Genomic DNA, 21,288 nt, shown 5'->3' with positions numbered 1-21,288 from the left:
GAGGTCTCTATGAATAAACAGGAATTGATAGAGTACCTTCTTTTAGAAATGGAAAAATACAATATTCATATTACTTGTGATGATTGCTTTCCTAAAAATGCTATGGTTAATATCAAAAGAAAGTTGATGATTTATAATCCAACCAAAATATCTGCTTTTAAAATTGCGCATGAGCTTTCCCACGTTATCAATAAAGATATCTGCAGAGGTTCTGAGAATGATACAACAAATCCTCAAGAAGTTAGAGCAAATCGTGAAGCTGTTCTTCTTCTTTGGGAAATATTTGAGGCTAACGGGGGAAGCTACGAATATTTTAATGTGTTTGTAGATATAACAGAATCACCATTTGAACTAGCTGAATCAATCATCAAAAAAGAATATTTAGAGATGCATGAAGCTATCACTGAAATATTTGAAGATGAATTAAAAGTCAGTATTAATAAGCAAGAAATGCATGAATACATTGTAGATTATATTAGCTATTTTGATGTGATTGAATCTGTTAATATTTATCAATTTCTGGATCGTTATCATCTAAGCCATAATTTCTATAATATGGCAGAAATAGAATTTCATCAGTTATTCGGAACTGTTTAAATTAAGGAGATATTATGAAATTTGGAATGAGAAAACCTAGCCTTACAAAAAGTTTTAAAGCGAGAACAACTGCCAAATACAAACGTAAAGTAAAAAAAGCCCTTCTTCCTGGTTATGGAAAAAAGGGCGTGGGGATGATTAAAAATCCGAAAAAAGCAGTTTACAACAAAGTTTATAAGAAAACAACTTTTTCAATTTGGGATTTGTTTAAGAAATAATAGGAGAAAATATATGAAAAAGGTATTACCGATATTTAAAAAAATTTGGTTTTGGGGTATCATTATCGGAGTAGTGCTTTTAATATCAACTGGCATTTATTTAAGCAATAGTAGTCATTCTACAGCTACAAATAATTTTAATAATAATAAAATTATGTCTAGTTCTAAAAAAATCAAAAAATCTACTTCTTCATCATCTACTTCAAAAGCAAAACAGTCTACAACGCAAAAAAATGAAATAGTAGCTTCAAAAAGCAGTGCCGATAACCCTATTTCCACTTCAGAATCTTCGTCAGCAACACCAGCATCAATTAGTTCAAATTCTGCAATAGACTATGTTCCTGAAAAACCAACAACTCATTCTTCAATAAGTTCATCGTCAAGTTCATCGTCAAGTTCATCGTCGTCAAATCAAACAAATGATGACGAAAATTCAAGTCATGCTGTTCAACACATGGTTTCAGAAGGGTATGTTTTAGTGAACTCTACTAATGGACGGTATTATTCTGAAATTAAAGCTGGTTTAGAACTCCCTAGCATTTATATCTACATGACGAAAAAAGAAGCGGATTCAAAGGGATACCACAAAGCAAGTGTTAATACAGATTATGAAATCTATATACCGGAATTGAGTGAAGCTCCTACTTATGAAGAACGTACATCCCAATCTTCATCTAGTGTACAATAAAAAAAATCCACCCTATCTTTGGTCGGACGAGGGTGGATTAAATATCTAGTACAGTATAAACACTTCAAATGAAGGTCTTTTACTGTACTCAATTTTAGCAAGAAAGTGAGTAAAAATCAAATGTGGATAGAAGATTTACCAAATGGAAAATACAAATATTTTGAAAGATATAGAGACCCATTAACGGAAAAATTAAAAAAGGTTTCTGTAACCCTGGATAAAAAAACACCACGAGCACAAAAAATTGCACTTAAAGAATTAACTGAAAAAATAAATAAAATACTTTCTCATAATGAAGGAAGTGATATCACTTTTGTTGATTTATATGATGAATATTATAAGAACTGGTCTCCAACGGTCAAAGCCTCATCACTTCGTGGAACAACAGCAAATGATAATCGTATATTAGAGAAAATCGGTAAAAATGCAAAAGCTAGAAATGTGAATCGCCGGTTAATTCAAGATTTAGTAAACGAGATGATGGACGAGGGTTATGCCTATAGCTACTACAATGGTTTCAAGAAAAGATTCCACTCCATTCTAGATTTCGGAGTTAGGATGGGTTATCTTGAAGTAAATGAAGCCAGTTTTGTAAAAGCTCCCAAAAAAACAAAAACTTTTAATGAAGTTCAGGAAAAACGAGATAGTTATCTTGAATTAAGTGATATTAAAAAAATTCTTTCTGTTCTGAGAATAACTTCAAGAGTTGAGCATATTGCCAATTTTGTAGAATTTATGGCATATACTGGGGCTCGTTATGGTGAAACAGCTGCTCTTACAATTCATGAAATAGATTTGGAAAATGGGACAGTAACAATTAACGGCACTTATGACAGGGCGTTGAAAATAAAAACCACTCCGAAGACTGAGTTCTCTTACAGAACAATAACAATCTCAGAAAACATTAAAAATATAATCCAAGAACAACTTGAGTTATTAGAACTTCATCGTTCTTTGAAAGGTAATGATTTTAATAAAGATAACTATATTTTCTTTACTGTTAATGGTGCTGCGGTTGACTTAGATACTCTCAATGTAGTTGTGAGGAGAGCTGCAGAAAAAGTTGGAATAACAAAGCATATTACATCCCATATTTTTAGGCATTCTCACATTGCTTTATTGGCAGAACTTGGAATACCTCTAAGCGCTGCAATGGATCGAGTGGGGCACACCGACTATAAGACAACTCTTAGCATTTACTCACACGTCACAAAATATGTTAAGATTGATATTGTTAAAAAACTAAATGAGATTAAATAAAAAAATGCCTCTCAATTACAAGGGGCACTTTTTATTTGCAAGGGGCATAATTAACTTTTAGGGGGGCACAAACACAGTGGTCAATTAATCAGTATATATCACTAATTAATTAACTTATTAATATCTGCCCCTTTAGTGCCCCTTTGGAATTGTTTTTCACAAAAAAACAATCATAAAATGTTGACATAACAATACTTTATCATTTTACCCGATAGAACCCTCCATTGAATAAGAAATCAAGCGATTTAATTCAACAGCGTATTCCATTGGCAATTCTTTGGTAAAGGGTTCAATGAAGCCCATGACAATCATGTCAGTTGCTTCTTTTTCTGTAAGTCCACGACTCATCAAATAATAGAGTTGTTCTTCTGAAATTTTTGACACTTTCGCCTCGTGTTCCAAGGCGACTTGTGAATTATGAATTTCATTGAATGGTACGGTATCTGATTTTGATAAATCATCCATTAAAATTGTGTCACATTCAATATGAGAAGCAGATTTTTTAGAATTTTTTCCAAAAGTAACTTGTCCACGGTAATTGACTGCTCCACCATTTTTGGCAATAGACTTAGAAATGATTGAACTTGAAGTATTTGGTGCGTTATGAATCATTTTAGCACCTGTGTCTTGATTTTGGTTTGCTCCAGCAAAAGCGATTGAAAGCATTGTTCCACGCGCTCCTGGTCCATTCAAATGAACGGCTGGGTATTTCATGGATACTTTTGACCCTAAGTTTCCGTCAATCCATTCAACCGTCGCATTTTTTTCTGCAGCAGCACGTTTGGTAACCAGATTATAGACGTTATCTGACCAGTTTTGAATAGTAGAGTAGCGCATATAACCACCCTCTTCAACAAAGATTTCAACCACTGCTGCATGAAGTGAACTTGCAGAGTAAGTTGGTGCAGTACATCCTTCAACGTACTGAATAGACGCCCCTTCTTCAACAATAATCAATGTCCGCTCAAACTGTCCTGATTTTTCGTTGTTAATACGGAAATAGGCTTGAATCGGAATCTCACATTTGACTCCTTTAGGAACATAGACAAATGACCCACCAGACCAAACGGCAGAATTTAAGGCTGCCAATTTGTTATCCGTTGGTGGAACGAGTTTGCTGAAATATTTTTTGAAAATTTCTGGATAGTCACGTAATCCTGAATCAGTGTCAGTGAAAATAATTCCTAATTTTTCAAATTCATCTTTCATATTATGATAAACAACTTCTGATTCATATTGAGCAGAAGCTCCTGCCAAATATGAACGTTCAGCTTCTGGAATACCAATTTTTTCAAACGTGTCTTTGATTTCTTGAGGAACGTCTTCCCAAGAACGCGCAGCTTTTGCTGATGGTTTTTGATAATAAACAATATCATTAAAATCAATACCAGAAAGATCTGGGCCCCATTTTGGCATGTCCAATTTTTTAAAAGCTTCAAAAGATTTCAGACGAAACTCTAACATCCACTCAGGTTCATTTTTTGTTTCAGAAATTTCGCGAATAACTTCTTCGGTCAAACCTAAACCTGTTGTGAATTCAAGTTCTGCATTATCGTGAAATCCAAATTTATATTCTTCGAGGTCTTTGACGACTTCTTGTGTACTATTTTCTGTCATTTTTCTTCCTCTTTGGCATATTTATTACTGACAGACTTGTCAGCTTTGCTGACAAATCCTTCATCCATTGATAAAAAGCTCAATTCAATCGCTTTTTACTGACAGACTCCTCAGTTTTACTGACGAGTTTTTATTTACTGATAAAAAATCTGTCAGTAACTTTTAGCTATTCGCCATGAATTACTGTTTCTTGTGCTTCACCAACATCAATGGCTTTTTTTAGGGCATTCCAAGCCAGAGTGGAGCATTTTACTCGAGCTGGAAATTTACTAACCCCTGCAAGAAACTGAGCATCTCCAAGTTTTTCTTGTCGTTCGTCAGTTTCACCGGTCACCATTGCTGAAAAAATAGTTGCCAGCTCTTTTGCTTCTTCTTTTGTTTTTCCAAGAACAGCAACGGTCATCATTGAAGCTGAAGCTGTTGAGATTGTGCAGCCATGACCGCTAAAAGCAATGTTTGAAATGGCATCATTTTCAAATTCAACAGTCAGGCGAATCACATCACCACAGGTTGGATTGTTGAGGTCAACCATACATCCTGTCTGTAATTCTCCAGCATGACGTGGATTTGATGAGTGGTCAAGAATTACTGCACGATATAGATTATCTAATTTAGATAAAGCCACATTTTCACACTTTCTTTATTTTAATATTGATAAAAATAAATTCTAAAAGTTACTGACAGCCTTCTTTAATGACTTATAAAATTTCTGTCAGTAACTTTTTGATTATTCTTTTTCTCTAATCATCCGTTTTTATTCCATTTTTACGCATATAACGAAGGACGAGGTTTGCTGCAATTACCACAGCTAAAATGATGATGATAAATAGAATGAGTAAGCCAATCGAACCCTGAACGAGTGAACGAAATAGGCTTAGTCCTCCTGAGGCATAGATAAATCCCCAAGCTAAGTAACCTGGAATCGCAGCCAATGTGTATTTATACCAAGACCAATTTGTTAGGCCAGCGCCAAATTGAACAGCAGTTTGAAAACCGACTGTTAAAAAAGACAGAGGAATAATTGGCCAACCCATTTTTTGAATGGCTAAAATTCCAGCGGAAGTCTCTGAATTTTTCTCAAGTTTTTTGCCCCACTTCGTTTTCAAAATTCCATGATAACTCAATTTTCCTAACCAAAAAGTACATTGAGCTCTAAAGAAAACAACAACAAATAAAAATGTGGTTGCCAACCAAAGTGGGAGGGAGGCGACCCAATTAAGCATATTAATCAAGGTTGAAAAACTCCTTTGTTTTTTTAAGTGCTTCAACTAATTTATCACAATCTGCTTTTGTATTATAAAGATAAAAGCTTGCTCTAGCAGTTGCCGGAGTTTCGAGATAATTCAATAAAGGTTGAGCACAATGGTGACCAGCTCTTACAGCTACCCCCTCCATATCAAGGGCAGTTGCGACATCATGTGGATGAAGTCCTTCAATATTAAAAGCAATTAGACCGCCTCTTTTTACATTATCTTTCGGTCCATAAATCTTTAAGCCTTCAATTTCTTGAAGTTTTGGCATTAGGTAATCAATCAATTCAATTTCGTGCTGATGAATTTGGTCAATCCCAAGCTCTTGAATATAATCAATCGCAGCTCCTAAAGCAATAGCACCCGCAATATTAGGTGTGCCAGCTTCAAATTTCCAAGGAAGTTCTGTCCATGTTGAATGACTTTCATAAACAAAATCAATCATTTCTCCCCCAAATTCGACAGGTTCAAATTGATTTAGAAGTTCTTCCTTGCCATAAAGTACACCAATTCCGGTTGGTCCCATCATTTTGTGACCTGAGAAAGCAAAGAAATCGACATCCATTTTTTGAAGGTCAATCGCCATATGTGGTGTAGATTGTGCACCATCAACCACCATGTAAGCACCGTGTTCATGAGCAATTTTGGTAATTTCTTCTACTGGATTAATTGTCCCTAATACATTAGAAACATGAGCAATCGATACAAATTTAGTTTGATTAGTGATTTTTTTACGTAAATCATCCATATCTAGCTGACCATCTTTAAGATAGACAAACTTTAAGATTGCTCCGGTTTTCTTAGCAACTTCTTGCCAAGGAACAATATTAGAATGGTGTTCCATAATCGAAATGACAATTTCATCCCCTGCTTTTAAGATTTGCCCGGCAAACTGAGCAACCCAGTTGATTGAAGTTGTTGTTCCTCTAGTAAACAAAACTTCTTTTGTTGATTTAGCATTGATGAACTGACGGACTTTTTCACGCGCCGCTTCGTATTTTTCAGTTGCTCGTTCTGCCAAAGTATGAACACCACGGTGGACATTAGCATTATCATTTTCATAATAATCTTTTATTGCAGCCAAAACCTTCAAAGGTTTTTGAGTCGTTGCCGCATTGTCCAAATAGACCAAAGGTTCATCATTAACAATTTGATTCAATACTGGAAAATCTTTTTTGATGCCTTCAAGCATTACATGCCCAGCTTTCTTTCAATAGTTTCAATAAATTCTGCTTGGACTGATTTGACAGGAATTTCACTGACAACTGAACCAAGAAATCCTCGAATAACAAGTCGTTTAGCAGTTTCTTCATCAAGTCCACGAGATTGAAGATAGAATAAATCTTCCTCATCTACCTGACCAACAGAAGCTGCGTGACCCGCAGTTACTTCATTTTCATCAATCAAGAGAATTGGATTTGCATCTCCTCGTCCTTTATCAGAAAGCATTAAAACATGAGAAGATTGTTGGGCATCCGCATTTTTCGCCCCTTTGATAATATGACCAATGGCATTAAATGTCAAAGTTCCTTTATCAAGAATTACACCATTTTGCAAGATATGACCAACCGAATTTAGACCAAAATTAGTCACTCTTGTATCAATTCCTTGCGTTTGATGACCTGTTGAAATCCCAACCACTTTAATTTGTGAATGAGAACCATTCCCTTTGAGGTCACTATCAAAGTCAGCAACAACATTTCCGTCATTCATGACACCAACAGACCAGTCAACTGTTGCATTATCACCAATCAATCCGCGACGAACAACTGAAGCTGTAACATTTTCTCCTAAACGGTCAATGGCTGCAAATTTGACTTGAGCCCCTGCTTTTGCAATTACTTCAACGACAATATTTGCTTTTACCTTTGAGCTTTGCTCGCCACTTGTTTCCAAACGTTCAAGGTAGTCAACTTTGGCATTTTTTCCAACGATAATTAAAATTCGTTTATTAAAAGGAACTTCTGATGAACCCTCTTGCATCAAAATTGATTCAATGGGTTCAAGAACTTCCACACCATCTGGAACATAAAGAACTAATCCAGAATTAAATGTCGCAGTATTTGCTGCTGTTAAACGACTTTCATTAAATGGAACCACAGAACCAAAATTTTCCTCAATCAGTTCTGGAATTTCGGTTAAAGCTGAATTGAAATCTGTGAAAATTACGCCTTGTTCAGCCAAATTTGGTGTCATTTGTTCCATAACTGTTTGACTTCCGACTTGAACAAGCAAAGGATGATTTGGAATTTCCGTAAAAGTAGGAACAGATCCAATTTCTTCGTTTTCAGAAATTGTTAAATGGTCTAAGCCCCAACGATTAATTTTTACTCGTTCAATATTAGGTAATTCTAGATTTTCAAATTCAAGTGCAGCTTTTTGACGTAAATCTGATAACCAAGCTGGTTCAGCATGCATTTGTGAAAAGTTTAAGATTTCTTGATTCATAATTAATATTAGCAAGTTTGCATTTTCTTAACTGAGTTCACTAATTTGCAGACAAAACATTCTGTCAGTAAATTAATGAACTTTAGACTTACTGACAGCTCTGTCAGTAAGCAAAAATAACTTACTATCTCCTTTCCTTAAACTTCTTCTTTATATTCTAATCCAAGTTCCTCAGCGATATTGACATATCCTTCAGTTTCTAGACGTTTAGCTAGTTCTGCGCCACCTGTTTTCACCACACGACCATCCATCATAATGTGGACAACATCTGGTGTAATATAATCAAGCAAACGTTGATAGTGGGTAATAATCAATGCCCCAAATTTCTCACCACGCATTGAATTAACACCTTTAGCAACAACTTTTAAAGCATCAATATCAAGTCCTGAGTCAATTTCATCAAGAATAGCAAAAGTTGGTTCTAACATCAAAAGTTGAAGGATTTCATTACGTTTCTTTTCACCACCAGAAAAGCCTTCATTGAGATAGCGCTCAGCCATTTCTTCTTTCATGCTCAAAACTTCCATATTTTTATCCAATTTTTTGATAAATTCCATAACAGAAACTTTGTCATCCTCAGCACGTTTAGCATTCATTGCTGCTCGCAAAAATTCTGCATTCGTAATTCCTGGAATTTCAGATGGATATTGCATGGCAAGGAAAAGTCCAAGACGAGCTCTTTCATCAACGCTCATTTCTAAAACGTTTTGACCGTCAAAAAGAACTTCTCCTTGTGTCACGCTATAATTAGGATTTCCCATAATTGCAGCAGATAATGTTGATTTACCAGTCCCATTAGGTCCCATAATCGCATGGATTTCATTGGTGTTGATGACTAGATTGACCCCTTTGAGAATCTCTTTATCTTCAATCGCCACATGAAGATTTTTAATTTCAAGTGTAGCCATTTTTTCGCTCCTTTGAATTGTCAATTGTATTTGACATTTATAGTCTCTATTCTAACAAAAAATTGACAAAATTTGTTATTTTCGCATACATTATTTTTATTAATCGCAATATAAATAATAAATGACAACAGGCATTTTTAGATATCAAAAAACCTCTAAAATTAGAGGTTTTTCTTATTTTTTATTTCGACTTCTACGATAATTTTGAATTGGGAATTCTTGTGTTGGTTCATCAATTTCCTCATCTATCATTGAATGATTTTCAATATCTTCTTCATTTTCATCTATATCTGCATCTTTATCAGAATGGAGAACTTTATCACGATAACTAGAATTTCCAACAAATTTCAGTGCTTTTAAGACTGGCTGCCGATTTTCGCCTAGAATTCCAACAAGTTCAATAAATATTTCCAATCCAAAGAGACAAGCAATCACTAAGAGAATCCCACCGATACGACTTGAAAATTGCAAAAGAATGGAGATAAATGCAAATATTGATGCAATTCCATAAATGACTAGAACAGCTCCACGATGAGTAAAACCAAGTGCCATTAGGCGATGGTGAAGATGTCGTTTATCAGCCGTTGCAATCGATTGACGATTAAGTTTCCGACGAACCATTGCCATAATTGTATCCGTAATTGGTACTCCTAAAATTAGTAAAGGAGTCAAAACGGCTACAGCCGTTGCATTCTTTAATCCTTGCAAAGAAGCAACCGAGATGATAAAACCAAGGAACAGTGCTCCCGTATCTCCCAGATAAATAATCGCTGGATGATAATTATAAGGAAAGAATCCCATAATTGCAGCCACCATTATAAAAATAGTAATCGGTAAAAATACATTTGGACTTGGTAAGAAAAAGTAAGAAACAATTCCCATTGTTGTCAGTGAAATAATTGATACTCCACTTGCTAGTCCGTCCAATCCGTCAATTAAATTTATTGCATTAGTAATCGCAAGTATCCAAAAAACGGTAAAAATAAAGGATAACCAAGCAGGAAAGATTAGTAAAGGCCCCCCGAAAGGAATTTTTAAATTATCAAAGCGGGCGTTGGTAAAGAACCAGATAAAACTCGCCGCAACTGTCAATCCTAAAAGTTTCATTTTAGGTGAAATTTCTTTTATATCATCAATCAAACCAGTCAAAACAACAATTCCAGCACCAACAATAAAGGGCCAAATGTAGCTAAAATAGCTGACTAGCTGAATTGGCTGATGACTTGCGCCATGTACTGGAGGTTGCGAATGAATGGGAGGCTGGTTATGAACAATATGTGGCAGAATAAACAAGGTCGCAATCGCAAAAGCAATGAAAATGACCAAACCTCCAGCAGAGGGCATTGGTTTTTTATTCACACGACGCTCGTTTGGCTTGTCCACCGCACCAATTGCTTTGGACACAAAAGTCATAATTGGCGTTAAAATCACAGAGATACCAAAAGTGATAATAATAACAATTAGAAACTTAAGTGCAAAGGGGATTTCTTTTAATGTATCAACCATATTTAGATTTTTCTAAGAACATCTAAAGCACGTGTCGCGATAAGACATTCACCATACTCCTGCAAAAATTCTCGACTCATTTTTGTTGCTTCCCCATATTCCATCATTCGTGAACGGGTACTTTCAACATGCATCTTGCCTTTTTCTTTTTGATTATCCAAAACAACAAGATAAAAATTGCCATCATAACGATAAAACTCTGATTCTTCATCAGCAAACTTCACATTTTTTATTCCTGTTAAGACAGACATAATATCTTCATAACGAATAGAGTAATAAATAAAATCTGGCTCTTGTTCAGCTTCGTCTTTTTTTGTTCCTGGTAAACCAAGCCCAGGTTTAAAATCAGTAATTCCTCGCTCGCGCGCCATATCTGCCCCTATTTCATTTAATTTATTATAAAAACCAGTCATCAATTCTTCAAACTCTTCTGGGTCATCTGGAATTTCTCCACCTTCACCTAGCATCGCTTCTTCATGAACAATCATATGAACACCTTGAGGAAAAGGTTGGATTTGGAAAGTTAACATTCCCACATTTCCAAAGCGATTTTCTAAACCAAGCTCATCAACCAATTCATAGAAAAATTGTTCAATGACTTCTTGATTTCCGAAAAAGTCTGATAATTTGATATCATAATCTGTCAAATCATCAAAAGACAAGGTGATTTTTATAGTATTTTCGTTTATATCCTCATATTTCATTTTGTTTTCTCTTTTCTATAATTTGTCTTCTATCACTTTACCAGTCTTATTAGTATTATACCACAGACCAGAAAAAAAACAGCAGACATGCCGTTTTTTTGATATTCTCTTTAACTATAAGCTTTTAAATTATAGGACTTTTGCTAAAAAGTCTTGTGTTCTTTTTTCTTTTGGTGAATCAAAAACTTGAGCCGGTTTTCCTTGCTCAACAATTGTCCCATCAGCCATGAACAAAACTCTGTCAGCAACTGTTTTAGCAAATCCCATTTCATGGGTTACAACAACCATTGTCATGCCTTCTTTTGCAAGTTCTTGCATCACGGCTAAAACTTCACCAACCATTTCAGGGTCAAGTGCTGATGTTGGTTCATCAAAAAGCATCACATCTGGGTTCATGGCTAAAGCACGAGCAATAGCTACCCTTTGTTGCTGCCCACCTGATAATGCTTGTGGATAAGCCTCTGCTTTATCTGAGAGTCCAACTCTTTGAAGTAAATCTTCCGCCGTTTTTTTAGCTTCTTCTTTGGTCATTTTACCCGTTTTAACTGGAGCCAAACATAGATTTTCAAGGACTGTCATATTAGGAAATAGATTAAATTGTTGAAAAACCATCCCCATTTTTTCTCGGTGTTTGAAGACATCCACTGATTTATCAGCAATATTAACTCCTTCAAAATAGACTTGACCATCTGTTGGCTTTTCTAATAAGTTCATCGTTCTTAAAAAAGTTGATTTCCCAGAACCAGAGGGGCCAATCATCACAACAACTTCACCTTTTTTTATTTGGATATCAAGTCCTTTTAAGACTTCATTTTTTCCAAAATATTTATGCAGATTTTTTATTTCGATTAAATATTCATTCATTATTTTGCATATCCTTTCCCGAGTTTCTTTTCAAATAAAACAAGTAAGCGACTGACAACAAAAGTGACTACAAAATAGTAGAGAGCTACAAATAACATCGGGCTAATGGTTTGATAAGTCAAATTTGCTACTGTTTGTGCACCATTGAAAACTTCCATTACCCCAATTGTATAAAGAAGCGAGCTATCCTTGATAATTGTTACAAATTCATTGCCGACGGCTGGTAGAATGTTTCTCAAAGCCTGAGGTAAAATAACGGTTGCCATCGCTTGTCTTGGCCGAATTCCTAATGAATAGGCGGCTTCTTTTTGACCAAGAGGAACAGCTTCAATTCCAGCCCGAACAATTTCCGCCATATAAGCCCCCGAATTCAGTGAGATTACAATTATCCCTGGAATCAAGCGCCCCAAATCTTGTTGTAAAATCCCAACTTGAAAGGTTGGTAAAGATAGACTTCCCATTAAGCCAAAACCAAGCATGATTTGAACGAGCATTGGTGTTCCACGGAAAATTTCAATATAGATATTTGCCAACCAGCGCAATGGAGCAATTTTAGAAATCTTGGCAAGGGCTGTGACAATCCCTAAGAGTGTTCCAATCAAAACCACGAAAGCTGAAATCAAAATTGTGACAATCATCCCGTCATTAAAATAGGGCAGATATTTCGGTAAAAAATCAAAGTTCATATTTTCTCTTTTCTGTTTTATAATTTCTATTTTTATAAAAAACAATAGCATAATTATAATATAAAAAGTATAAAAATACAACAATTAATGTATAATAATTAATTGAAAATAAATAAAAACTCCATAATTGGAGTTTTTTTATTCTGTCAGTAAATAATCATTCTTCTTTCAGTACTGATTGAAAGTCTGTCAGCAGCTACTAACTCATGAATTTCTCCATCAATTTGGACTGGTTGACTTTCTGCTAATTCTACAGAAAACTGAGAACTCACTCGGTGTAAAAATAAGGGATGTTTTAAATGCACTCCACAAAGAACACTTGGAATTAATGAAAAAGTCCGTAATAAATGATGTTTATTATATTCAACAAGGTGAATATCTGCATTTTCATTGGTGGCCTCAGGAGAAATTTTTACTCCACCTCCAAAGTATGGATGTTTGGTAAAAGTCATCAGAAAGGCATTTTCTAGTGAAATTTCTTGATTTTCTACTTCAATTAAAGCTGGAAATGGTTTTTTAGTTATCAAAACGTGCAAGGCAGTCAAAATATATGAAAAACTTCCCAATTTCAATTTGTTAAGCACTTGTTTAAGCTTTCCTTCATTGGCAGATTTCACGATAGTTGCATCTAAACCAATTCCAATATTATTTAGAGCATAGCCACTCAATCCTTTAGATTGATAATTCATGATAAAAATCTCATGATTAATTCCTCTACGAGCAGCTTCAAAAGATTCAATTGGGTCAAGCTTCAACTTTAAGCTTCTGGCGAAATCATTGCCAGAACCTGAAGGAATATAAGAAAAGGCCTCTTCTTCTGGAAGTTCATTAATGACAAGTGAAATGGTACCATCCCCACCAATAATAACTAAGTGGTCATCCGGATTTTTAAGGTCTAATATTTGTCTGACCAAAGCGCCTTCTTCTCCAGCAGCTTTAGTTTTAAAAAGTCGATATTCATAATTATTTTTTTCCAAATATGGAATCAAAGTCTCCAAAGTCCGCGCACCTTTACCTGCACCAGAATTGGGATTTGCAAGGAGATAATAAGTCATAGAATTATTTTACCAAAAATGACAGAGATTTTATGTTTTTAATGATTTTGTCAGTAAATTTAATAAAAAAATTACTGACAGAAATTCTGTCAGTAATTTTTATTTATTTTCTAGATTTAAAATTAGTTTTCCACAGTTTCTGTTTCAACTTCTTCTACTTCTGGAGCATTTGTTAAATCAGCTAAAGGTTCAATGTTACGGTAACGGAACATACCTGTACCAGCAGGAATAATCTTACCGATAATAACATTTTCTTTCAAACCAAGCAAGTGATCTTCTTTACCACGAATTGCGGCATCAGTAAGGACACGAGTTGTTTCTTGGAATGATGCAGCTGACAAGAATGAATTTGTTTCAAGAGAGGCTTTAGTAATACCCATCAAGACTGGACGACCAGTTGCAGGCATTTCACCATTCAAGAGTGCAGTTTCATTCAAAGCTTCAAAGTCAGAAATATCCATCAAAGTACCTGGAAGGATATCAGTTGAACCATTATCCATGACACGAACTTTACGAAGCATTTGGCGAACCATTACCTCGATGTGTTTGTCACCAATTTCAACCCCTTGTGAACGGTAAGTTTTTTGTACTTCACCGAGCAAGTAAGTTTCAACTGACAAGGCATCACGAACTTGAAGCAAGTGTTTAGGTTCGATAGAACCTTGAATCAAAGGTGCACCACGGTGAATAAATTCACCTTCTTCAACCATCAAGACATCAGCCATACCTACAGTGTAGCTACGAGTGTCTGTTTTACCTTTAACAGTAATTTCACGAGTACGTGTAGCAGGATCTTCAACGATTGATTCAACTGTACCAGTTACTTCAGTGATGATTGCTTCCCCTTTAGGGTTACGTGCTTCAAAGATTTCTTGAACACGAGGCAAACCTTGAGTGATATCTGAACTTGACGCAACACCACCCGTGTGGAATGTACGCATTGTCAACTGAGTACCAGGTTCACCGATTGATTGAGCGGCGATTGTACCAACAGCTTCACCAACTTCAACAGCATCACCTGTTGCCAAGTTGATACCATAACAATGTTTACATACACCATGTGGAGTTTTACATGTAAATACTGAACGGATAGTTACTTCTTTAACACCAGCATCAATAATTTTACGGGCAACATCTTCAGAAATCAAAGTGTCGTCAGCAATAATCATTTCACCAGTTTCTGGATGAAGCACTGATTTACGAGTATAACGACCTACCAAACGTTCAAAGAGTGGTTCAACCATTTCTTTACCAGTAGCAATATCAGAAATTACAAGTCCACGGTCAGTTCCACAATCGTCTTCACGAATGATAACATCTTGGGCAACGTCAACCAAACGACGAGTAAGATAACCAGAGTCGGCTGTCTTAAGGGCCGTATCGGTCATCCCTTTACGGGCACCGTGAGTTGAGAAGAACATTTCCAAGACAGAAAGACCCTCACGGAAGTTTGAGATGATAGGCAATTCCATGATTTTACCATTAGGAGCGGCCATCAAACCACGCATACCAGCAAGTTGAGAGAAGTTAGAGATATTACCACGGGCTCCAGAGTCCATCATCATAACGATTGGGTTTGTCAAATCTTGTTCATCAATCAATCGTTTTTCAAGGGCTTCTTTTGCATCACGCCAAACACCTGTAACAGCGTTATAACGTTCATCATCAGTAATCAAACCACGACGGAATTGTTTAGTGATTTGTTCCACACGTTTGTGTGCAGCATCGATGATTTTATGTTTATCTTCAACAACAGGGATATCAGCGATACCCACAGTCAAACCAGCCAAAGTAGATTGGTGGTAACCAAGGTCTTTCAAGCGGTCAAGGTACTCAGATGTAGCTGTTGTACGGTAACGTTTGAAGACTTCAGCGATGATATTTCCAAGATATCCTTTTTTGAATGGACGAACAGTATCAATTCCAGCCAAAACTTCTTTGATATCTTGACCAGCATCCATAAAGAAACGGTCATCAGTTGAAGTTGTCAAGTTAACATCAGTTGGTTCGTTCAAGTAAGGCATTCCTTCAGGAATGATTGAGTTGAAAATAACTTTACCAACAGTGGTTACCAAGATTTTATCTTTTTGGTTTTCAGTCCAAGGTTTGTTGAGTGATTTTGTTGCGATACCGATACGAGTATGTAAATGTACATAACCATTACGCATTGCAATTTCAACTTCTTCAGGAGTTGCAAAAATCATTCCTTCGCCTTCACGACCTTTTTCTTCCATCGTAAGGTAGTAGTTACCAAGGACCATATCTTGAGATGGTGTAACAACTGGTTTACCATCTTTAGGGTTCAAGATATGTTCAGCAGCAAGCATCAAAAGACGTGCTTCAGCTTGTGCTTCTTCAGACAATGGCAAGTGAATGGCCATTTGGTCACCGTCAAAGTCGGCGTTGTAGGCTTCACAAGCAAGTGGGTGAAGACGGATGGCTTTACCATCAATTAAGACTGGTTCAAAAGCTTGAATCCCTAAACGGTGAAGCGTAGGTGCGCGGTTAAGAAGAACAGGGTGTTCTTTAACAACTGTTTCAAGTACGTCCCAAACATCAGAATCTTGACGTTCAACTTTACGTTTAGCCGCACGAATATTAGCAGCCAATTCTTTCTTAACAAGTTGAGCCATTACGAATGGTTTGAACAACTCAATCGCCATTTCACGCGGAACACCACATTGGTACATTTTGAGTGTTGGACCTACAGCGATAACTGAACGTCCAGAATAGTCAACACGTTTACCAAGCAAGTTTTGACGGAAACGTCCTTGTTTCCCTTTCAACATGTGTGAAAGAGATTTCAATGGGCGGTTACCAGCACCAGTGATTGGACGACCACGACGACCATTGTCAATCAAAGTATCAACAGCTTCTTGAAGCATCCGTTTTTCATTTTGAACGATAATATTTGGAGCATTAAGTTCCATCAAACGTTTCAAACGGTTATTACGGTTAATAACACGACGGTATAAGTCATTCAAGTCAGATGTGGCAAAACGTCCACCATCTAATTGAACCATTGGACGCAAATCTGGTGGAATAACTGGTAATACATTTAAGACCATCCAAGATAATGCATTTCCTGATTTTCTGAAAGCTGACAAAACGTCCAAACGACGAATAATTTTTACACGACGTTGTCCAGTAACTGTTTTGAGCTCTTCTTTGAGTTCAGAAACTTCTTTATCAATATCAACATCGTTCAACAAATCTTGAATCGCTTCAGCACCCATTTTTGCAACGAATGAACCAAAACCATTTTTCAAAAGTTGTTCACGATATTCACGTTCAGTCAAGAGTTGTTTCTTCTCAAGATCAGTTTCTTTAGGATCAATCACAACATAACTTGCAAAGTAAATCACTTCTTCAAGTGCACGTGGACTCATATCAAGAGCAAGTCCCATACGTGATGGAATTCCTTTGAAGTACCAAATGTGTGAAATTGGAGCAGCAAGCTCAATATGTCCCATACGTTCACGACGTGATTTTGCAGTTGTTACTTGAACACCACAAAGTTCACAGACTTGATTTTTGTAGAAAACACCTTTAAGTTTTCCACAAGCACATTCCCAGTCTTTTTGAGGACCGAAAATACGTTCATCAAAGAGTCCTTCACGTTCAGGTTTTTGTGTACGATAGTTAATTGTTTCTGGTTTTTTAACTTCACCGAATGACCAGTAACGAATTTTTTGTGGAGATGCGATACCAATACGCATACTCTCAAATTTATTTACATCAACCAATTCTTTCTCCACTTCTAATAAATTTAACGCTAGACGATTATGAGATTAGAGATTTACTGACAGAAATTTTTGTCAGTAAATCTATCTCAAAATATTAATTACAAAATCTTATTTTTCAGTATTAGCGTTAATCAAAGCTTCTTCTTCAGCTTCTGCTTGTGCAACAATAGCTTCCTGTGCTTCAAGCATTTCAGGAGTAATTTCTGTATTATCTGGACGAGTCATTACTTCATCTTCATCCAATTCACGTAAGTCAAGAACATTACGGTCAGCATCAAGGACTTTCATATCAAGACCAAGTGATTGTAACTCTTTAACCAATACGCGGAATGATTCAGGAAGACCTGGTTTAGGAATACGTTCACCTTTAACAATAGCTTCATAAGCGCGCGTACGTCCAATCACGTCATCTGATTTGTAAGTCAAGATTTCTTGAAGAACATTGGCAGCACCATAGGCTTCAAGTGCCCAAACTTCCATTTCCCCAAAACGTTGTCCACCGAACTGCGCTTTACCACCGAGCGGTTGTTGTGTAACGAGTGAGTAAGGACCAACTGAACGAGCATGGAGTTTATCATCAACCATGTGGTGAAGTTTAATCATGTACATGACACCGACTGAAATTCGGTTATCAAATGGTTCACCAGTACGTCCGTCATAAAGGACTGTTTTCGCATCATCAGCCATTCCAGCTTCTTTAACAGTATCCCAGATATCTTCATCAGATGCTCCATCAAACACTGGAGTTGCAATGTGAATTCCAAGTGTACGAGCAGCCATACCTAAATGGAGCTCCATAACTTGTCCGATATTCATACGTGATGGTACCCCAAGTGGGTTCAACATGATATCAATAGGTGTACCATCTGGTAAGTAAGGCATATCTTCCATTGGAACGATATTTGAAACAACCCCTTTATTACCATGACGTCCGGCCATTTTATCCCCAACGTGAATCTTACGTTTTTGAGCAATGAAGACACGAACAAGTTTATTCACACCTGATGGCAATTCATCACCATTTTCGCGTGTAAATACACGAACGTCATGAACAATACCGCCACCTCCGTGAGGAACACGAAGTGATGTATCACGAACTTCACGAGCTTTTTCACCAAAGATTGCACGAAGCAAACGTTCTTCTGGTGTTGGATCAGTTTCACCTTTAGGAGTTACTTTACCAACAAGCAAGTCGCCATCTTTAACTTCAGCACCAATACGGATAATTCCTGATTCATCAAGGTTTTTGAGTGCTTCATCCCCAACGTTTGGAATTTCACGAGTAATTTCTTCAGGGCCAAGTTTTGTATCGCGTGTTTCTGATTCATATTCTTCGATGGCAATTGATGTATAAACGTCGTCTTTAATCAAACGTTCTGACATGATTACCGCATCCTCGAAGTTATAACCTTCCCAAGTCATATAAGCAACAAGTGGATTTTGACCAAGGGCCATTTCTCCATTTTCCATAGAAGGTCCATCAGCAATGATGTCCCCTTTCTCAACTTTTTCTCCAAGTCGAGCCAATGGACGTTGGTTATACGAAGTCCCTGAGTTTGAACGACGATATTTTGTAATATTGTAAATATCAAGTTCACCAGAAGTACGACGAACACGAATTTCATTACCATCAACATACTCAACAACACCAGCATGTTTTGCAATAAGCGCAGCACCTGAGTCACGAGCAGTTTGATGTTCCATACCAGTACCAATCCAAGGTGCATGTGGGTCAATCAATGGAACTGCTTGACGTTGCATGTTGGCACCCATGAGGGCACGGTTGGAGTCATCGTTTTCCAAGAATGGAATACATGCAGCAGCAACGGCGATAACCTGTTTAGGTGAAACGTCCATATAGTCTGCTGTTGAAGCTTCAACTTCAATATTGTTACCAGTATGACGAGCCATAACTGTTTCGTTAGCAAAGCGGCTATCTTCAGTCAATGGTGAGTTTGCTTGGGCAACAGTATAGTTGTCTTCTTCATCGGCAGTTAAATATTCAACTTCGTCAGTAACCACACCGTTCACACGGTCAACACGACGGTATGGTGACATGATGAAACCATATTCGTTTACTTTGGCATATGATGACAAGTTGTTAATCAAACCGATGTTTGGTCCTTCAGGTGTTTCAATAGGACACATACGGCCATAGTGAGTATAGTGAACGTCACGTACTTCATATGAAGCACGGTCACGTGAGATACCACCAGGTCCTAAGGCAGAAAAACGACGTTTGTGTGAAAGCTCAGATAAAGGATTGTGTTGGTCCATAAATTGTGACAATTGTGATGAACCAAAGAATTCTTTAATTGAAGCTGTTACAGGACGAATGTTAATCAAACCTTGTGGTGTGATGTTTTCATTTTCTGAAGATGACATACGTTCGCGAATCACACGTTCCATACGTGAAAGTCCGATACGTACTTGGTTTTGAAGCAATTCACCTACTGAACGGATACGACGGTTACCTAAGTGGTCAATATCGTCCACTTTACCAATTCCTTCAGCAAGACCAAGCCAGTAGCTGATATTTGAAATCACATCGGCTGGTGTCAAGACACGGCATTCTGCATCAGGATTACCATTTGAGAGCAATGTAACAACACGTTCTGGATCTTTAGGTGAATAAACTTTGATACTTTGCAAAGTAATTGGTTCTGGAATTACAGCGTCGTCAGATGGTTCAACAACAAAGTTTCCAAGACCGTTATCAAGCAATGGTTCGATTAAATCAAGCACATCACGAGTAACAAGAGTATCTGTATTAACAAGAATTTCACCAGTTTCTGGGTCAACAATTGGTTCAGCCAAAGTCAAACCAAGCAAACGATTTTTAAGCGCTAATTTCTTGTTAAATTTATAACGTCCAACAGGTGCGAAGTCATAACGTTTTGGATCGAAGAAACGAGCAACAAGCAAGCCACGTGAGCTATCTGCTGTTTTAGGTTCTCCTGGACGCAAGCGGTCATAGATGTCTTTGAGCGCTTCTTCTACACGCGTGTCAGCTGGGTTTTTATGAACATCTTTTGCAATAGTGTCTGTTAAAAGTTGAGTTTCTCCCAACAATTCAAGGATTTCTTCATCTGAACCAAAACCAAGCGCACGAAGCATAGTTGTAAAAGTTAATTTACGTGTACGGTCAATACGAACATAACCAATGCCTTTAGCATCTGTATCTAACTCAAACCAAGCTCCACGGTTAGGAATGGTTGTATGTCCAAAACTTTCAAGACCGTTTTTATCAGCTTTAAGATGGAAGTATGAACCAGGACTACGTACCAATTGGCTAACGATCAAACGTTCTGAACCGTTATTGATAAATGTCCCCATTTCAGTCATGAGTGGGAAGTCACCAAAGAAGACTTCTTGTGTTTTTAATTCACCAGTTTCTTTATTTACAAGACGGAAGGTTACATAGATAGGTGCTGAATAGTTTGCGTCATGTGCGCGAGCTTCTTCAACAGTGTATTTTGGGGTTTTCATTTCATAACCAACAAATTCGAGTTCCATTGTACCCGCAAAGTTGTCGATTGGAAACATTTCTTTGAAGACATTTGCAAGACCTTCATCGAGGAAGTTTTTATAACTTAATGTTTGAACTTCGATGAGGTTTGGCAAACCGATTACTTCTTTAATACGTGAAAAACTGCGTCTTGTACGGTGTTTACCGTATTTTACGTCATGTCCTGCCAAGTGTTTTCTCCTCTATTTTTTAGATTTGATTAAAAAAGTCTG

At 36.9% G+C, this 21,288-nt stretch carries 17 protein-coding genes; 4 read left to right on the top strand and 13 right to left on the bottom strand.

Going from position 1 to position 21,288, the window contains the following annotated elements:
- Positions 1-9: 9 nt before the first annotated feature.
- The 4 genes from HFD15_RS00815 (at position 10) to HFD15_RS00800 (ending at position 2,763) form a co-directional block, all read left to right on the top strand.
- On the top strand, positions 10-597 hold the full coding sequence (locus HFD15_RS00815; RefSeq protein WP_167593525.1) for a hypothetical protein: 588 nt from the start codon (positions 10-12) through the stop codon (positions 595-597).
- Between the two features lie 14 nt (positions 598-611).
- Positions 612-815 (top strand): hypothetical protein, encoded by a 204-nt coding sequence (locus HFD15_RS00810; protein ID WP_167593523.1) that lies wholly within the window; start codon positions 612-614, stop codon positions 813-815.
- A gap of 154 nt (positions 816-969) precedes the next feature.
- Positions 970-1,503: a hypothetical protein gene (locus tag HFD15_RS00805; RefSeq protein WP_167593521.1), complete on the top strand. Its 534-nt coding sequence runs from the start codon at positions 970-972 to the stop codon at positions 1,501-1,503.
- A 105-nt stretch (positions 1,504-1,608) separates the two neighbouring features.
- Positions 1,609-2,763 carry a site-specific integrase gene (locus HFD15_RS00800; protein ID WP_238785256.1) on the top strand — a complete coding sequence of 385 codons (1,155 nt, stop codon included), beginning with the start codon at positions 1,609-1,611 and terminating at the stop codon, positions 2,761-2,763.
- Between the two features lie 204 nt (positions 2,764-2,967).
- On the opposite strand, the gene sufB is transcribed toward HFD15_RS00800, so the two are convergent.
- From sufB to rpoB, 13 genes are all read right to left on the bottom strand, one after another.
- Positions 2,968-4,380, bottom strand: coding sequence for a Fe-S cluster assembly protein SufB (sufB, locus tag HFD15_RS00795; RefSeq protein ID WP_004255207.1), 1,413 nt, complete (start codon positions 4,378-4,380; stop codon positions 2,968-2,970).
- 166 nt (positions 4,381-4,546) lie between these two features.
- Positions 4,547-5,005, bottom strand: coding sequence for a Fe-S cluster assembly sulfur transfer protein SufU (sufU, locus tag HFD15_RS00790; RefSeq protein ID WP_023188517.1), 459 nt, complete (start codon positions 5,003-5,005; stop codon positions 4,547-4,549).
- Between the two features lie 115 nt (positions 5,006-5,120).
- Positions 5,121-5,603, bottom strand: a complete 483-nt coding sequence (locus tag HFD15_RS00785) for a DedA family protein (RefSeq protein ID WP_058208335.1) — start codon at positions 5,601-5,603, stop codon at positions 5,121-5,123.
- Between the two features lies 1 nt (position 5,604).
- Positions 5,605-6,822 carry a cysteine desulfurase gene (locus tag HFD15_RS00780; protein ID WP_058208332.1) on the bottom strand — a complete coding sequence of 406 codons (1,218 nt, stop codon included), beginning with the start codon at positions 6,820-6,822 and terminating at the stop codon, positions 5,605-5,607.
- Positions 6,822-8,078, bottom strand: a complete 1,257-nt coding sequence (gene sufD, locus HFD15_RS00775) for a Fe-S cluster assembly protein SufD (RefSeq protein WP_021722250.1) — start codon at positions 8,076-8,078, stop codon at positions 6,822-6,824. The genes HFD15_RS00780 and sufD overlap by 1 nt, the downstream gene beginning before the upstream one ends.
- Positions 8,079-8,215: 137 nt before the next feature.
- Positions 8,216-8,986 (bottom strand): Fe-S cluster assembly ATPase SufC, encoded by a 771-nt coding sequence (gene sufC, locus HFD15_RS00770; RefSeq protein WP_004255181.1) that lies wholly within the window; start codon positions 8,984-8,986, stop codon positions 8,216-8,218.
- A 174-nt stretch (positions 8,987-9,160) separates the two neighbouring features.
- On the bottom strand, positions 9,161-10,492 hold the full coding sequence (locus tag HFD15_RS00765; protein WP_167593517.1) for a glycosyltransferase family 4 protein: 1,332 nt from the start codon (positions 10,490-10,492) through the stop codon (positions 9,161-9,163).
- 2 nt (positions 10,493-10,494) lie between these two features.
- Entirely contained in the window at positions 10,495-11,196 is a 702-nt protein-coding gene (locus tag HFD15_RS00760) for an adaptor protein MecA (RefSeq protein ID WP_004255173.1), read from the bottom strand.
- A gap of 129 nt (positions 11,197-11,325) precedes the next feature.
- Positions 11,326-12,060, bottom strand: coding sequence for an amino acid ABC transporter ATP-binding protein (locus tag HFD15_RS00755; RefSeq protein ID WP_004255171.1), 735 nt, complete (start codon positions 12,058-12,060; stop codon positions 11,326-11,328).
- The gene (locus HFD15_RS00750) at positions 12,060-12,746 is read right to left on the bottom strand and encodes an amino acid ABC transporter permease (RefSeq protein ID WP_004255158.1); all 687 of its coding nucleotides are present in this window, start codon (positions 12,744-12,746) and stop codon (positions 12,060-12,062) included. The genes HFD15_RS00755 and HFD15_RS00750 overlap by 1 nt, the downstream gene beginning before the upstream one ends.
- A gap of 146 nt (positions 12,747-12,892) precedes the next feature.
- A complete protein-coding gene (locus HFD15_RS00745; RefSeq protein WP_058208331.1) occupies positions 12,893-13,801 on the bottom strand; it encodes a diacylglycerol kinase family protein in 909 nt (302 codons plus the stop codon).
- A gap of 122 nt (positions 13,802-13,923) precedes the next feature.
- Positions 13,924-17,547, bottom strand: a complete 3,624-nt coding sequence (rpoC, locus tag HFD15_RS00740) for a DNA-directed RNA polymerase subunit beta' (protein ID WP_017864926.1) — start codon at positions 17,545-17,547, stop codon at positions 13,924-13,926.
- Between the two features lie 108 nt (positions 17,548-17,655).
- The gene (rpoB, locus tag HFD15_RS00735) at positions 17,656-21,246 is read right to left on the bottom strand and encodes a DNA-directed RNA polymerase subunit beta (RefSeq protein ID WP_017864927.1); all 3,591 of its coding nucleotides are present in this window, start codon (positions 21,244-21,246) and stop codon (positions 17,656-17,658) included.
- Positions 21,247-21,288: the final 42 nt, after the last annotated feature.

Origin of the sequence: Lactococcus sp. EKM203L (assembly GCF_011800585.1) — a bacterium.
In the GTDB taxonomy this organism is placed as follows: domain Bacteria; phylum Bacillota; class Bacilli; order Lactobacillales; family Streptococcaceae; genus Lactococcus; species Lactococcus lactis.
This window is presented reverse-complemented; position numbering and strand designations above follow the sequence as displayed.

Bases quoted from the DNA above. Each gene is read 5' to 3' on its own strand.
- sufD (WP_021722250.1), bottom strand. From the start codon at position 8,078: ATGAATCAAGAAATCTTAAACTTTTCACAAATGCATGCTGAACCAGCT.
- HFD15_RS00810 (WP_167593523.1), top strand. From the start codon at position 612: ATGAAATTTGGAATGAGAAAACCTAGCCTTACAAAAAGTTTTAAAGCG.
- HFD15_RS00745 (WP_058208331.1), bottom strand. From the start codon at position 13,801: ATGACTTATTATCTCCTTGCAAATCCCAATTCTGGTGCAGGTAAAGGT.
- HFD15_RS00780 (WP_058208332.1), bottom strand. From the start codon at position 6,822: ATGCTTGAAGGCATCAAAAAAGATTTTCCAGTATTGAATCAAATTGTT.
- HFD15_RS00805 (WP_167593521.1), top strand. From the start codon at position 970: ATGTCTAGTTCTAAAAAAATCAAAAAATCTACTTCTTCATCATCTACT.
- HFD15_RS00785 (WP_058208335.1), bottom strand. From the start codon at position 5,603: ATGCTTAATTGGGTCGCCTCCCTCCCACTTTGGTTGGCAACCACATTT.
- sufC (WP_004255181.1), bottom strand. From the start codon at position 8,986: ATGGCTACACTTGAAATTAAAAATCTTCATGTGGCGATTGAAGATAAA.
- sufB (WP_004255207.1), bottom strand. From the start codon at position 4,380: ATGACAGAAAATAGTACACAAGAAGTCGTCAAAGACCTCGAAGAATAT.
- HFD15_RS00755 (WP_004255171.1), bottom strand. From the start codon at position 12,060: ATGAATGAATATTTAATCGAAATAAAAAATCTGCATAAATATTTTGGA.
- HFD15_RS00760 (WP_004255173.1), bottom strand. From the start codon at position 11,196: ATGAAATATGAGGATATAAACGAAAATACTATAAAAATCACCTTGTCT.
- HFD15_RS00765 (WP_167593517.1), bottom strand. From the start codon at position 10,492: ATGGTTGATACATTAAAAGAAATCCCCTTTGCACTTAAGTTTCTAATT.
- HFD15_RS00750 (WP_004255158.1), bottom strand. From the start codon at position 12,746: ATGAACTTTGATTTTTTACCGAAATATCTGCCCTATTTTAATGACGGG.
- HFD15_RS00815 (WP_167593525.1), top strand. From the start codon at position 10: ATGAATAAACAGGAATTGATAGAGTACCTTCTTTTAGAAATGGAAAAA.